Genomic DNA, 14,114 nt, shown 5'->3' on the forward strand with positions numbered 1-14,114 from the left:
GCGGGATCGCCCCGTCCGCTTCGTTGTCGGGAACACCACGACCGTGCCAGCCCTTGACCCGGTGAGGGAGAGGACCGCGCTGGCTAGGATCGCGGGTCCCTGGTTACCGCCTCCGGGAGGGCGCACCATCATGGGCATGGACATGGACCGCCGCGAGCTGGCCGACTTCCTGCGCCGCTCCCGCGAACGCCTCCGCCCCGCCGACGTCGGGCTCCCGGAAGGCAGCCGCCGCCGCACCCCCGGGCTCCGCCGCGAAGAAGTCACCGCGCTGGCCGGCATGTCCCCGGACTACTACATGCGCCTCGAACAGGCCCGCAGCCCGCAGCCGTCCACCCAGATGCTCGGCGCGCTCGCCCGCGCGCTGCGGCTCAACGACGACGAGCGCGACCACCTCTACCTGCTCGCCGGGCACCGCCCGCCCGCCGGACGGCACGCGGGCGAGACCATCAGCCCGGCGCTGCGGCACCTCCTCGACCGCATCGAGGACACGCCCGCGCAGATCCTCAGCGACCTCGGCGACCTGCTCGCCCAGAACACCCTCGCGCAGGAGCTGTTCGGCGGCGTCTGCACGGTCTCCGAGCACGGCCGCAACGTCGTGTGGCGGTGGTTCACCGACCCCGCGGTCCGCGCCGCCTACCCCGCCGAGGACCACGAGCACCAGGCCCGGATCCAGGTCGCCGACCTGCGCGCGGCCGTCGCCCGCAGGTCCTACGACCCGGCCAGTACCCGGCTGGTCGCCCGGCTGCGCGCGGCCAGCCCGGAGTTCGCCGTGCTGTGGGACCGGCACGAGGTCGGAGTGCGGCGCAGCAGCCGCATGCGCGTCCTGCACCCGGTCGTCGGACTCGTCGACCTCGGGCTCGAACGCCTCCTCACGCCGAGCGAGGACCAGCAGCTGCTGATCTTCACGCCGCCGCCGGGCTCGCCGTACGCGGCGCAGCTCGAACTGCTCCGCGTGGTCGGCGGCGAGACGTTCGCCGCCGCACCGGCCGCCGAGGTTACGGTTGCGCCATGAGCGACCTCGACACCCATCCCGCCGTCCGGGTCTGCGGCGGCCGCGACGGCGTCTCCGCGGAGCCCGTCCACGAACTGATCGCCGGCCGCGAGGTGAGCCTGGGCACCGGGCACCCCGTCCGGCGCGTCCTGCCCACCCTCGGCCGCCGCATGGTCGGCGCCTGGTGCTTCGCCGACCAGTACGGCCCCGACGACGTCGCGGGCCAGGAAGGCATGCAAGTCGCGCCGCACCCGCACATGGGCCTCCAGACCGTGTCGTGGCTGCGCCAGGGCGAGGTCCTGCACCGCGACAGCGTCGGCAGCCTGGCCCACGTCCTGCCCGGCCACCTCGGCCTGATGACGTCCGGCCGCGGCATCGCGCACTCCGAGGAATCCCCGGACCCGCACCCGACGTTCCTGCACGGCGTCCAACTGTGGGTCGCGCTGCCGGACGCGCACCGCAACACGGCGCCGGCCTGGGAGCACCACACCGAACTGCCGACGTTCTCCGCGCCCGGGCTCGACGGCACGGTCATCATGGGCGAGTTCGACGGCGCCTCGTCGCCGGGCACCGCCTACACGCCGCTGGCCGGCGCCGACCTGACCCTCGCCGCGGGCGCCGACGTCCGCATCCCGCTGAACCGCGACTTCGAGTACGCCGCCATCGCCAACGAACCCGGCGCGGTCGTCGACGGCGTCGCCCTCCCGGTCGGCTCGCTGCTCTACCTCGGCTGCGGCCGCGGGGACCTCCACTTGCGCGCCGACGCGGCCGCCAACGTCGTCCTCATCGGTGGCGAGCCGTTCGACGAAGAGATCGTCATGTGGTGGAACTTCGTCGCCCGCACGCACGACGAGATCGCGGAGGGCCGCCGGCAGTGGCAGGCCGACGAACGCTTCGGCACCGTCCACGGCTACCACGCCCCCCGCCTGGACGCCCCGTCCCTCCCGGCCACCCCGCTGAAGCCGCGCGGCCGGGCGCGCTGAAGAGTCCCGCCGCGGGCGGCCGCACGCAGCACGTCGGAAATCCGAAAGCCCCCGCCAGAGCGAGTCATGGCGGGGGCTTTCGAGTGCGGCGGGCTCAGCGGGTGAGCGGGCCGATCAGAGGTCGAAGTACATCTCGAACTCGTGCGGGTGCGGGCGCAGACGGATCGGGTCGACCTCGTTGGTGCGCTTGTAGTCGACCCAGGTCTCGATGAGGTCCGACGTGAACACGCCGCCTTCGAGGAGGTACTCGTGGTCGTCCTCGAGCGCGTTCAGCACCTCGGGGAGCGAGCCCGGGACCTGCGGAACGGCCGAGTGCTCCTCGGGCGCCAGCTCGTACAGGTCCTTGTCGACCGGCTCCAGCGGCTCGATCTTGTTCTTGATGCCGTCCAGGCCCGCCATCAGCATCGCGGAGAAGGCCAGGTACGGGTTCGACGACGGGTCCGGCACGCGGAACTCGATGCGCTTGGCCTTCGGGTTCGAACCGGTGATCGGGATGCGGATGCACGCCGAGCGGTTGCGCTGCGAGTAGACCAGGTTGACCGGCGCCTCGAAGCCCGGGACCAGGCGGTGGTACGAGTTGATCGTCGGGTTCGTGAAGGCGAGCAGCGACGGGGCGTGCTTCAGCAGACCGCCGATGTAGTAGCGCGCCATGTCCGACAGGCCCGCGTAGCCGACCTCGTCGTAGAACAGCGGCGCGCCGTCCTTCCACAGCGACTGGTGGCAGTGCATGCCCGAGCCGTTGTCACCGAAGATCGGCTTCGGCATGAAGGTGGCGGTCTTGCCGTTGCGCCACGCGACGTTCTTCACGATGTACTTGAAGAGCATCAGGTCGTCGGCCGCACCCAGCAGGGTGTTGAACTTGTAGTTGATCTCGGCCTGGCCGGCGGTGCCGACCTCGTGGTGCTGGCGCTCGACCTCGAGGCCCGCGGCGGCCAGCTCGAGGGAGATCTCGGCGCGCAGGTCGGCGAAGTGGTCGACCGGCGGGGCCGGGAAGTAGCCGCCCTTGTAGCGGACCTTGTAACCGCGGTTGCCGCCCTGCTCGACGCGGCCGGTGTTCCAGGCGCCCGCGACCGAGTCGATGTGGTAGTACGACTCGTGCTGGTTCGTCTCGAAACGCACGTCGTCGAACACGTAGAACTCGGCCTCGGGGCCGAAGAACGCGGTGTCCGCGAGGCCGGTGCCGGCCAGGTAGCGCTCGGCCTTCTTCGCGACGTTGCGCGGGTCGCGGCTGTACTCCTCATCCGTGAGCGGGTCGTGGATGAAGAAGTTGATGTTGAGCGTCTTGTCCTTGCGGAACGGGTCCATCCGGGCCGTCGACAGGTCCGGGCGCAGGGCCATGTCGGACTCGTGGATCGCCTGGAAGCCGCGGATCGAAGAGCCGTCGAACGCGAGCGTCTCCGCCGGCTCGAAGATCTCGGCCGGGATCGTGAAGTGCTGCATGACGCCAGGCAGGTCGCAGAACCGGACATCGACGAACTTCACGTCGTTGTCGGTGATGTACCGCGACACCTCGTCGGCGTTGTTGAACATCCATGCCTCCTCGACCCGGCTCCGGGCTCGGGTAGCTTCTCGTTCTCGGGGGCGGCCCTTCTCCCCGCTGGCCACTGGTCCCGAAGGTAGGACGAGGCGGTTTCCCGCCGGTGTCCCGAATGTTTCACACAAGTTACGCGGTCGCCCAATCGGGCCACTACGGTTGCCACCGGACGGATCTTGCCGCATCCTGCACGTTTGCCCCGGTGGGGATGTAGCCCACGTCACTCATCTACCTTGGTGGGGTGGACAGGAAACGACGCGGGACCGCCGCACCCAAGCCCGCCGCGCCGGCCGGCACCGAGCCGAAGCCCGCGCGCACCACCGCATCCCGAGCCCAGGGGAGCCAGGCGCCCCAGGGCGGCGCGAAGCCCGCCCGGCCGCGCCCGGCGAGCACTCCCGCCCCCGAGCCCGACGACTTCGGGTACAGCGGCAAGCGCCTGGGCCTTCCGGAGGACGGCCCCGGTTCGCTCGCCTCCACCGGACGCCGCCTCGGCGCCCTGGCGATCGACTGGGGGCTCTCCTATGTGATCGCCCTCGCGTTCCTCGGCCACGGGCAGCTCAACGCGACCGGCACCAGCTTCGGCACGCTCGCCGTGTTCGCCGCGGAGAACCTGCTGCTGGTCAGCACCCTCGGCTACACCGTCGGCAAGCGCATCATGGGCCTCCGCGTGGTCTCCGTCACCCGCCCGTACCTGACCCCGCTCGCCGTCGTGCTGCGCACGCTGCTGCTCTGCATGGTCTTCCCGGCGGCCATATGGGACCGCGACGGCCGCGGCCTGCACGACAAGGCGGTCGGCACCGCGGTGATCCGGGCCTGACCACACGTACCACGAAGAACGGCGGTGGCGCCGCGACCCGCAGGGGTCGCACGCCACCGCCGTTGCGTTGGTGGGGGTGAATCTCGGAAGGGCCGGGTCAGCGGCGCGGACCGCGCGGCATGCGCGCGTTCTTCGGCATCGGGCCCTTTGGCACCGGCATGTTGTCCAGCAGCCCGCCGAGCGCCCGCAGCCGGTCGTTGACCGTGCCGACCTGGGCCTTCGACATGGTGCGCGGCAGCTTCATCATGTGGCCCTGGAGCTTGCGCAGCGGCACCTGGCCCTCGTCGTCGCCGACGATGATGTCGGTCACCACGACGCCTTCGGCGACGCGCGACATCTTGCGCTTCTCGGCCGCCAGCAGGTTCGCCACCCGGCTCGGCTGGCCTTCGCCGACCAGCACGATCCCGGCCTGGCCGACCGCCCGGTGCACGACGTCCTGGTTGCGGGTGACGGCCACCGTCGGCGTCACGGCCCAGCCGCGCCGGAGCGACTGCAGCACCGCCGCCGCGGCACCGGGAGTGCCTTCCATCTGCCCCAGCACCGCCTTCTCGGCGCGCCGCCCGAAGACGAACGCCGCCGCGACGATGCCGAAGAGGAAGCCGAGGATGCCGAGGATGATGGGGTGGTCGATCAGGAAGCCGATCGCCAGGAACACCCCGAGGACGCCCAGGCCCCACGCCGCCACGACCAGTCCGACCTTCGAGTCGGACTTCTTTGTCATCTGGTAGGCGAGCCGGATCTGCTGAAGCCGGCCGCTCTTCTCCGATGATTCCTTGCTCGCCATGCGCACAGGATACCCAGGCGCGTCCCGGGTTCGGCGGGGGCGGGGCCGCCTTGATACGGCGGCCCCTGAGGTCAGACCCGGACGGTGCTCACGCGGGGCGCGGGCGCCTCGTTCGCGAGCCGTTCCAACAGGTCCGTCGCCTCGGCGCGGGCGCGGGCCCGGCGGCGGTCGTCGCACACCGCGTCCCACGCGTTGCGCCGCGCGGTGCGCTGGCCGCCCTGGAACAAGAACAACGACTCGACGGTACGCAGCACCGCCCCCACGGTGGCCTTCCGGGCCGACGCCCCCCGCTCGATCGCATCCCGCACCGCGGCGGCGTTGCCGCGGGCGATCCGGCCGAACGGAACGTCTCCGACCTTGCCGACCTGCATGGCTGCTGTCCCCCTGTCACCGGCCCGGGAACCGGGTCCGGATAGGTGTGTGAAGGCGTCTGGCGCGGTGCGTTCCACCCTCGCCACCCTGTGTTACCAGGGCATGACCTAAGGGTCAAACCATCGTGAACAACTGAAACGCGACCTTTGCGGATTCGGTCGTTCGGCTCACGAAGACCAGCCGGATGCCGCCGCGCGAAATCCGCGCACGCCCTCGCGCGCGCCTCATGCGTGCGCCGTCGCGCCCGTTTCGCGCCGGTCCAGCGCCTGGCGGTACAGCCGCCCCGCGCGGTACGACGAGCGGACCAGCGGCCCGGACATGACCCCGGCGAAGCCGATGTCCTCGGCCTCCTCCTTGAGCCCGACGAACTCCTCCGGCTTGACCCACCGCTCCACCGGGTGGTGGCGCACCGTCGGCCGCAGGTACTGGGTGATCGTCAGCAGCTCGCAGCCCGCGTCGAACAGGTCCTGCATCGCCTGGCTGATCTCGTCCCGCTCCTCGCCCATGCCCAGGATCAGGTTGGACTTGGTGACCAGGCCGGCCTCGCGCGCCGCGGTGATGACCTGCAGCGAGCGCTCGTACCGGAAGCCGGGGCGGATCCGCTTGAAGATCCGCGGCACGGTCTCGATGTTGTGCGCGAGCACCTCGGGGCGCGACGAGAAGACCTCGGCGAGCTGGTCGGGCTGCGCGGTGAAGTCCGGGATCAGCAGCTCGACGCCGGTGCCCGGGTTCAGCGTGTGGATCTGCCGGGTGGTCTCGGCGTACAGCCAGGCCCCGCCGTCCGGCAGGTCGTCGCGGGCGACGCCGGTGACCGTCGCGTATTTCAGGCCCATCGCCTGGACCGACTCGGCGACCCGGCGCGGCTCGTCGCGGTCCAGCTCGGCCGGCTTGCCGGTGTCGATCTGGCAGAAGTCGCAGCGCCGCGTGCACTGGTCGCCGCCGATGAGGAACGTCGCCTCGCGGTCTTCCCAGCACTCGTAGATGTTCGGACAGCCGGCTTCCTCGCACACCGTGTGCAGGCCTTCGCGGCGCACCAAGCCCTTCAGCTCGGTGTACTCCGGGCCCATCTTCGCGCGGGTCTTGATCCAGGACGGCTTGCGCTCGATGGGGGTCTCGGCGTTGCGGACTTCGAGGCGAAGCATCTTGCGGCCGTCGGGTGCGACAGCGGACACACGAACTCCCTTGTACGGAGTGGTAGCCGGTTCGGCTCGGCGCGGGCGGTGCCTCCAGGGTACGCCCCGGGTTTCGGCCGTCCGGAACCGGCAACGTGCCGGGTCGGCCGGTGATTCCCGTCAGACGCCCAACGGCGCGAAGACCGCGGCCATGTGCCGCTGCACGACCGGCAGCACCTCGGCGACCGGCACCGGGCGGCCCAGCTCCTCGCTGAGCGACGAGACGCCCGCGTCGCGGATGCCGCACGGGATGATCCGGTCGTACCACGTCATGTCGGGGTCGCAGTTGAGGGCGAAGCCGTGCATGGTCACCTTGCGGGAGACCCGGACGCCGATCGCCGCGAGCTTGCGGTCGTCGCCGCGCTGGCCGGCGTTGGACGGCGCGTACTCGGGCCCGGCGAGCCGCGGGTCGAACTCCGGGTGGGCCCGCGGGTCCGGCGCCGCGATCCGGGCGTCGAGCCGCAGGTTCAGACCGCCGGACGGGGCTGGGGCGGGCACCGGGTCGCCCAGCACCCACACGCCGCTGCGGCCTTCGATCCGGGTGGTCTCCAGGCCGAATTCGGCGCAGGCGCGGATGAGGGCTTCTTCGAGGCGGCGCACGTGCGCGACCACGTCGACCGGCTCGGTCAGCCGCACGATCGGGTAGCCGACCAGCTGGCCGGGGCCGTGCCAGGTGATCTTGCCGCCGCGGTCGACGTCGACGACGGGAGTGCCGTCGACCGGACGCTCGGCGTCCTCGGTGCGGCGCCCGGCGGTGTAGACGGGAGGGTGTTCGAGGAGGAGGCACGTGTCCGGCAGTTCACCGGCGACGACGGCGGCGTGCACGCGCCGCTGCTCGTCCCACGCGTCCTGGTAGGGAACGGCCTGGTCGCCGATGCCGGCGTGAACGAAGTGCAAGTCAGCCACGGGACAAGGGTACGGCCGGGCGGGAGTGGGGTCGGGCGAGGGGCTTGGCGCGGCTCGCCGGGGCCTGCCGCGGGCCTACCAGCCGTCGTCGACGTCGATGTTGGTGGTGGCGCCGTTGACGTCGACCGTGATCGACGACGGCCGGTTTCGCTGGTACTCCACGACGAACACCAGACGGAAGCTGGTGCCGCCGGCGACCGGTCCGGAGCCGGTCGCGCCTTTTCGCGTGCCTTGAGCGCCGGGCGGTCCGCTCTGCATCCAGGCACCGCTGACCCGGCTGCCACCGACGCCGACCGTCCACTGGCCCAGCGGCGCACTGTTGGGATTGGACACGGTGACCGTCAGGGTCACGTAGTCGTTCCACCGGTCGTAACTGGCGGACCCTGATGCCGCATAAGGTTTCGGTGGAGCCGTCGTGGGCGGCGGAGGCGCCGAAGTCGGCGGCTTTGCGGTGGTCGAGGGCGGCTTCGTGGTCGGCGCCGCGGTCGTCTTCGTCGGCTTGGCGGACGCGCTCGCCGTCCCCGTCGTCTCCGGTGCCGCCGACGGGCTTCCCGTAGCCGTCCCGGGCACTTGGGTCGGCTCCGGCTGCGACACCGTCACGCTCGGCACGTTGAGGCCGATCGGGGTCTTGTCCTTGCCCGAGTCCCCGCCGCGGAAAAGCCACACTCCGGAGGTCGCCAGCAAGCACACCACGGCGGCGATGACGAGCGGCAGCGCCACCCCTTGTGCCGTTCCGTCCCCACGCCCGCGCCGGCCGCTCGTGCCGCCGTCCGCCGCCCGGTCACCGTGCCGGCCCACGCCGCAACCCCCGCCCGAAATAACGTCGACTGAACGTGACTGGATGATGACTTGATATGGCTTTCGGAATGCCCCCCGGCGGGCCACAGCCTAGACGGCGGAACCGCGTGCCGCGCATGTTGCCGGACGGCGCCGTATGGCACAACAGCGCAGGTACCGAGGGCACCAGCGCACTGGGTGGCGCGAATTGGGCGCGCAACACCGGAGCCATCACCTGAAAGGGTCGTTCTCGCCGAAATGGCGATTCCTGCTTGTTCTTGGTCGCTAAATTCTCGCGCGATCCCATCCCCTCTGCGGGAGGCGTACTAGCGAATGACGACCAGGGCCGAACGGCGTCCCAACCACCGGCTGGCTTCCCTGGTGGAAGAAGCCGGTTTCTCGCACGCCGGCCTCGCCCGCCGGGTCGACCAGCTCGGTGCCGAGCAAGGTCTCGACCTGCGGTACGACAAAACCTCCGTGGCGCGTTGGCTGCGCGGCCAGCACCCACGGGGCATCGTGCCGATACTGCTGGCGGAAGTGTTCACCCAACGGCTTTCCCGGAAACTGAGTGCCGAGGACCTCGGCATGGCGGGGTGCCGTCCCGACTATGCGGGACTGGAGTACGCAACCGGTCCCGCCGAAGCCGTCGACATCGTCTCCGGCATGTGGCAGGCCGATTCCGCGCATCGGCCCGCCCTTGTGGAAGCCGCTTTCACCCCGGGCGCGTTGGTCGTGCCGAGCCGTGACTGGCTCATCGGCGCGGGCGACGAGCAACCGGCCCGGGCCGAAGGAGGCCGCGTCAGCCTCGGCGACGTGTCCGCGGTGAGAGCCGTCGGCGAAGCGTTCCGGCGGCTCGACAACACCTACGGCGGCGGCCACGCGCGGCAGGCACTCGTGCGCTATCTCGACACCGAGGTGGCGACGATGCTGCGCGGTTCGTACGCCGGCGAAGTCGGGTGCGAACTCTTCGGCGCGGCGGCGCTGTTGACCCGGCTTGTGGGTTGGATGGCGTACGACATCGGCATCCACGGCATGGCCCAGCGGTACTTCGTGCAGGCGCTGCGGCTCGCCCAAGCCTCGGGCGACCGGGAGTTGGGTGCCTACGTGCTGGCCACCATGAGCCGCCAGGCGATCTACCTCGGGCACGGCCGCGAGGCGGTGCAACTCGCCCGGGTCGCGCAGCAGGGCACCACGGCCGCGGCCTCGCCGCGGGTGCGGTTCATGCTGCACGCGGTCGAGGCGCGCGGCCACGGGCTGCTCGCCGACAGCCGGTCCTGCATGGCGTCGCTGGTGCGCGCCGAGCAGGCGTTCGGGCAGGCCGGGCCGCCGGGCGAAGACCCGGAATGGGTACGGCACATGGACGAGGCCCAGCTGCACGACGAGCACGCGCACTGCTTCCGGGACCTGGAGGACCACCGCAGAGCCAAGGAGTTCGCCGAGCGGTCGTTGAAGCTCCGGGAGGAGGAGTACGCGCGCAGCCGGCTGTTCTGCGGCACGGTGCTGGCCACCGCGCTGCTCGGGCTGGGCGAACTCGACCAGGCGTGCGAGGTGTCGGCGGCCGCCACCGAGCAGGCGGGCGGTCTGCGGTCGGCCCGCGCGGTCGACTACGTCCGGGAGTTCTCGCTGCGGTTGTCGCCGTACCGGGACTCGCCGGCGGTCCGCGACTTCACCGAACGCACGCGGGAGTTCCTGCGTCCGGCGCGGTGACCGGACAGGTCCGGCGACCGGCAGCCCGGTGACCGGACGGGGGAGCGGCAGGCGTGCCGCTCCCCGCCCTCAGGCCGGGTCGGGAGCCGGTCAGGCCGCAGGGGCCTTGCCGCCCGGGCGCGCGCCCTCCGCGAACGCGGTCAGCGCGCCCAGGTCGGCGAGTGCGGAGCGGGCCGCGCGGCGGCCGGACGCCAGTGCGCCTTGCAGCGAACTGGAGTCGCGGTGGTCGCCGCACACGTAGAGCCCGGCGAGCACCCGCACCGGGCGCCGGAAGTTGTGGCCCGGTTCCACGACCGGCACCGCGGCCGGGAGGTGGCGGGTCGTCAGGTGCGTCCAGTCCCGGCCGGTCCCGCCGTAGACCGCGGACAGGCGTTCCCGCACCACGAGTTCGAGCTTGGCCGGCTCGGTGCCGTCGTGCCCCAGCACCGTCGAGCACACCAGGGCACGCCGGTCGGGGGAGTACGTCGGGGCGATCTCGCTGATCACCGCCGTGTGGCTGAGCGGGCCCGGATCGTCGCCGTCCACGATCAGCACCGGCTCGGTCGTCGGCGCCTGCGGGACGACGTGCCACAGCGTGGTCAGCCGGTGGAGCGCCGGGCGCCGCAAGCCCGGCAGCAGCTCGACGGCGGTCGCCGGGTCGGTCGCCAGGATCACCGCGCGGGCCCGGATCTCGCCGGCCACGTCGGTCGCCACCCGGTCGGTGGCGACCGCGGTGACGCGCACCCCGTAGCGCACCGTGCCGGGCGGCAGCGCCGCGGCGAGCTGCTCCGGGACGGCGCCCATGCCGAGCGCCGGGACCGCGGAGCGGCCGCGCAGATACGAGCGCAGCTCCAGGTCGGCGAAACGCCGCGACGAGGCCAGCTCCGGGTCGTGCAGGAGCGCCGTGAGCAGCGGCCGCAACGCCCGGGGCCACCCGGCCTCCGCGGCGGGCCCGTCCGCCGCGGCGAGGATCCGCGCCACCGGCATCGCCGACGCGCGTCCGAGCGCGGCGGCGACCCGGGCGCGGTCCGCGGTGGCCGGAAGTCCGCCGGTCCGCAGCGCCCCGAGCGCGCCGCGGACCCGGCGGATGTCTCCGATGCGCCGTCCGCCCGTGTGCCACACGCCGTCGAGCACGGCCCCGCCGCCCGGCACCCGGACGCCCGGCGCGAACGCCCGCAGGTCCAGTCGGGCCAGGTCGATCCGGGCCGCGACCTGGGGATATGCCGTCGCCAGGGTCTGCAGGCCGTTGTCGATGCGGAAGCCGTCGACCACGTCGGTCCGCACGCGGCCCCCCGGCCGGTCGCCGGCTTCCAGCACCACCACGTCGACCCCGGCCTCGGCCAGCCGTCGGGCCGCGCTGAGTCCGGCGATCCCTGCCCCTACGACGATCACATCGCTGCGGTGTGCCTCGGCCACGGTGTCCCCTCCCGGTGCCCGGAGCGCGGCGCGGGCGGCCGCGCGGTCGCCTTGGACTCATACCCAACGCAACCGCAGGAAAGCGCGCAGTATCCGCCGAGCGCGCCGGAACGGTCAGGAATTGGCAAACGGTAAGCGGAAGTTGATCGTCCGTCCCGGTGAACTCCGGTATTGCGGCGGGAAAACGTACGGAATCGATCACCGTCATCGGCGCGCGGCGCGGATTCCGCGCCGCGCGATCAGGACGACGAGGACGACGAGGACGACGAGGACGAGGGGCCCAAGGCCGCGGTGAGCGCGAGGTCGAACGTCGGATGCGCGAACGTGAAGCCCGCGTCGGTCAGCACATGCGGCACGGCGCGCTGCCCGGTGAGCACGTCGTCGGCGAACTCGCCCAAGGCCGCCTGGAGCGCGAACCCCGGTACCGGGAACACCGCCGGACGGTGCAGCGCCCGCCCCATCGCCTTGGTGGCCTCGGCGTTCGTCAGCGGCTGCGGGGCGGTGAGGTTGACCGGGCCGCGCACGCCGTCCGCGGTCAGCAGGAACCGGATCGCGGAGACCTCGTCGGCGAGTGACACGAAACTCCAGTACTGGCGCCCCGAACCGAGCCGTCCGCCGAGGCCCAGCCGGAAGATCCGGAACAGCGGCCCGAACGCACCGCCCTTGCCCGTCACCACCAGCCCGGTGCGCAGATGCGCCACCCGCACCCCGGCTTTCACCGCGGGCCGCGCGGCGGCCTCCCAGTCGACCGACAGGTCGGCCAGGAACCCGGAGCCGGGCGGCTCGGACTCGTCGACCACGCGGTCGCCGGTGTCGCCGTAGATGCCCACCGCGGAGCCGGCCAGGAACACCTTCGGGGGCTCGTCCATCGCCGCCATCGCGCGGGCGAGCGTCGACGTCCCGAGGATCCGCGAATCGCGGAGTTCGCGCTTGTAGGCGGCCGTCCACCGGCGGTCGCCCACTCCCGCACCCGCGAGGTTCACCACCGCGTCGGTGCCGCTCAGGGCGGCGGCGTCGACCATGCCGCCCTTGGGGTCCCAGCGGGCCTCGTCGGCGGCCTGCGGGGCATGGCGGACCAGCCGCACGACCTCGTGGCCGTCGGCGAGGAGGGCGCGGACGAGCGGGGCACCGATGAGCCCCGACGAACCGGCGACGGCGATACGCATGCCGTCATCGTGCCACCCCCGGGCACCGAAGGCGGGGAAGCCGCGAGGGCGGCCCCGGCGCGTGGCCGGGACCGCCCTCGCGGGCGATGCGCACTCGGTTCCGGGTCAGAGACCCAGGTCGCCCTCGAACGCGCCTTCTTCCAGGCGGGCCTTGAGCGTGGTCAGGAACCGTGCGGCGTCCGCGCCGTCGACGATGCGGTGGTCGTACGACAGGGCCAGGTAGACCATGTCGCGGATCGCGATCGTCTCGCCCAGCTCGGCCGACTGGATCACGACCGGGCGGCGCACCGTCGCACCGACACCCAGCATGCCCACCTGCGGCTGGTTGAGGATCGGCGTGTCGAACAGGGCACCGCGCGAGCCGGTGTTGGTGACCGTGAAGGTCCCGCCCGCCAGCTCGTCCGGCTTGACCTGTCCGGCGCGGGTGCGCGCCGCCAGGTCCGCGGTCTTCTTGGCGATGCCGGCGATGTTCAGGTCGCCCGCGTCGTGGATGACCGGCACCATCAGGCCGCGCTCGGTGTCCACGGCGACGCCGATGTTCTCCACCGCGTGGTAGGTGATCGTGTCGTCGTCGTTGACGCGCGCGTTGAGCACCGGGTGGCCCTTGAGGGCCTCGGCGGCGGCCTTGACGAAGAACGGCATCGGCGAGAGCTTCACGCCCTCGCGCGCCAGGAAGTCGTTCTTCGCCTTGGTGCGCAGCCGCATGATGTTGGTGACGTCCACCTCGACCACGGTGGTCAGCTGCGCCGACACCTGCAGCGAGTCGACCATGTGCTTGGCGATCGCCTTGCGGATGCGCGTCATCGGCACCGTCTGGCCGCGCAGCGGCGACGCCTCGACGGCCGTGGCCGGCTTGGCGGCCGCGGCCGGGGCGGCGGCGGGTGCCGGGGCCTGGGTGCGCGCGGCGTCGAGCACGTCCTGCTTGCGGATGCGCCCGCCGATGCCGGTGCCGGACACGGTGGACAGGTCCACGTTGTGCTCGGCGGCCAGCTTGCGCACCAGCGGCGTGACGTACGCGGCTTCGCCCTCGGCCTCGGCGGCGGCCGACGCGGGAGCCTGCGCGGCCGGCGCGGGAGCCGGGGGAGCGGCCGGAGCCGGAGCCTGCGCGGCGGGCGCCGGAGCAGGCGCGGGGGCCGGGGCCGGAGCGGCGGGAGCCGGAGCCGCCGGAGCGGTAGCCGGGGCAGCGGCCGGAGCCGCACCCGGCGCACCGATCACCGCGAGCTGGGCGCCGACCTCGACGGTCTCGTCCTCGGCCACGTGGATGGCCAGCAGTACGCCGCCGACCGGCGCGGGGATCTCGGTGTCGACCTTGTCCGTCGACACCTCGAGCAGCGGCTCGTCGGCGGCGACGGTGTCGCCGACCTGCTTGAGCCAGCGGGTGATGGTGCCTTCCTGGACGCTCTCGCCGAGCGCGGGCAGCAGCACCGGGGTGCCTGCGGCCTCGCCCGCGGGCGCGGCGGCCGCGGCCGGCGCGGCGGGTGCGGCCTGCTGGGCCGGCGCGGGCGCCGGG

The 14,114-nt window shown here is 72.6% G+C and carries 13 protein-coding genes; 4 read left to right on the forward strand and 9 right to left on the reverse strand.

The window, feature by feature from the left end; all coding sequences use genetic code 11:
• The first annotated feature begins 136 nt into the window (after nt 1-136).
• Both ABEA93_RS32040 and ABEA93_RS32045 read left to right on the forward strand, forming a co-directional pair.
• A complete protein-coding gene (locus ABEA93_RS32040; protein ID WP_345679371.1) occupies nt 137-1,012 on the forward strand; it encodes a helix-turn-helix transcriptional regulator in 876 nt (291 codons plus the stop codon).
• Nucleotides 1,009-1,974 carry a pirin family protein gene (locus ABEA93_RS32045; protein WP_345679372.1) on the forward strand — a complete coding sequence of 322 codons (966 nt, stop codon included), beginning with the start codon at nt 1,009-1,011 and terminating at the stop codon, nt 1,972-1,974. The genes ABEA93_RS32040 and ABEA93_RS32045 overlap by 4 nt, the downstream gene beginning before the upstream one ends.
• A 114-nt stretch (nt 1,975-2,088) precedes the next feature.
• On the opposite strand, the gene glnA is transcribed toward ABEA93_RS32045, so the two are convergent.
• Complete coding sequence (glnA, locus tag ABEA93_RS32050; RefSeq protein WP_345679373.1) at nt 2,089-3,504, reverse strand: type I glutamate--ammonia ligase; 1,416 nt, start codon at nt 3,502-3,504, stop codon at nt 2,089-2,091.
• Nucleotides 3,505-3,749: 245 nt separating this feature from the next.
• Here glnA and ABEA93_RS32055 point away from each other — a divergent pair, with 245 nt between their 5' ends.
• A complete protein-coding gene (locus ABEA93_RS32055) occupies nt 3,750-4,325 on the forward strand; it encodes an RDD family protein (protein ID WP_345679374.1) in 576 nt (191 codons plus the stop codon).
• A gap of 97 nt (nt 4,326-4,422) precedes the next feature.
• On the opposite strand, the gene ABEA93_RS32060 is transcribed toward ABEA93_RS32055, so the two are convergent.
• The 5 genes from ABEA93_RS32060 to ABEA93_RS32080 form a co-directional block, all read right to left on the reverse strand.
• A complete protein-coding gene (locus tag ABEA93_RS32060) occupies nt 4,423-5,109 on the reverse strand; it encodes a DUF4191 domain-containing protein (protein ID WP_345679375.1) in 687 nt (228 codons plus the stop codon).
• Nucleotides 5,110-5,180: 71 nt separating this feature from the next.
• Nucleotides 5,181-5,405 carry a hypothetical protein gene (locus tag ABEA93_RS32065; RefSeq protein WP_345679390.1) on the reverse strand — a complete coding sequence of 75 codons (225 nt, stop codon included), beginning with the start codon at nt 5,403-5,405 and terminating at the stop codon, nt 5,181-5,183.
• Between the two features lie 300 nt (nt 5,406-5,705).
• A complete protein-coding gene (lipA, locus tag ABEA93_RS32070; protein WP_345679376.1) occupies nt 5,706-6,653 on the reverse strand; it encodes a lipoyl synthase in 948 nt (315 codons plus the stop codon).
• Nucleotides 6,654-6,773: 120 nt separating this feature from the next.
• Entirely contained in the window at nt 6,774-7,559 is a 786-nt protein-coding gene (lipB, locus tag ABEA93_RS32075) for a lipoyl(octanoyl) transferase LipB (RefSeq protein ID WP_345679377.1), read from the reverse strand.
• A gap of 75 nt (nt 7,560-7,634) precedes the next feature.
• Nucleotides 7,635-8,279: a hypothetical protein gene (locus ABEA93_RS32080; protein WP_345679378.1), complete on the reverse strand. Its 645-nt coding sequence runs from the start codon at nt 8,277-8,279 to the stop codon at nt 7,635-7,637.
• A gap of 390 nt (nt 8,280-8,669) precedes the next feature.
• On the opposite strand from ABEA93_RS32080, the gene ABEA93_RS32085 reads away from it, so the two are divergent.
• A complete protein-coding gene (locus ABEA93_RS32085; protein WP_345679379.1) occupies nt 8,670-10,043 on the forward strand; it encodes an NsdA family TPR-like regulatory protein in 1,374 nt (457 codons plus the stop codon).
• Between the two features lie 90 nt (nt 10,044-10,133).
• Here ABEA93_RS32085 and ABEA93_RS32090 read toward each other — a convergent pair whose 3' ends face one another.
• The 3 genes from ABEA93_RS32090 to sucB form a co-directional block, all read right to left on the reverse strand.
• The gene (locus ABEA93_RS32090) at nt 10,134-11,438 is read right to left on the reverse strand and encodes an NAD(P)/FAD-dependent oxidoreductase (RefSeq protein ID WP_345679380.1); all 1,305 of its coding nucleotides are present in this window, start codon (nt 11,436-11,438) and stop codon (nt 10,134-10,136) included.
• Nucleotides 11,439-11,677: 239 nt separating this feature from the next.
• Nucleotides 11,678-12,604 (reverse strand): TIGR01777 family oxidoreductase, encoded by a 927-nt coding sequence (locus tag ABEA93_RS32095; protein ID WP_345679381.1) that lies wholly within the window; start codon nt 12,602-12,604, stop codon nt 11,678-11,680.
• A 105-nt stretch (nt 12,605-12,709) separates the two neighbouring features.
• Nucleotides 12,710-14,114: 2-oxoglutarate dehydrogenase, E2 component, dihydrolipoamide succinyltransferase (gene sucB, locus ABEA93_RS32100; RefSeq protein WP_345679382.1), on the reverse strand; the 1,405-nt coding region annotated here is incomplete at its 5' end.

The sequence above is a fragment of the Yinghuangia aomiensis genome, from assembly GCF_039542225.1.
In the GTDB taxonomy this organism is placed as follows: Bacteria; Actinomycetota; Actinomycetes; order Streptomycetales; family Streptomycetaceae; genus Yinghuangia; species Yinghuangia aomiensis.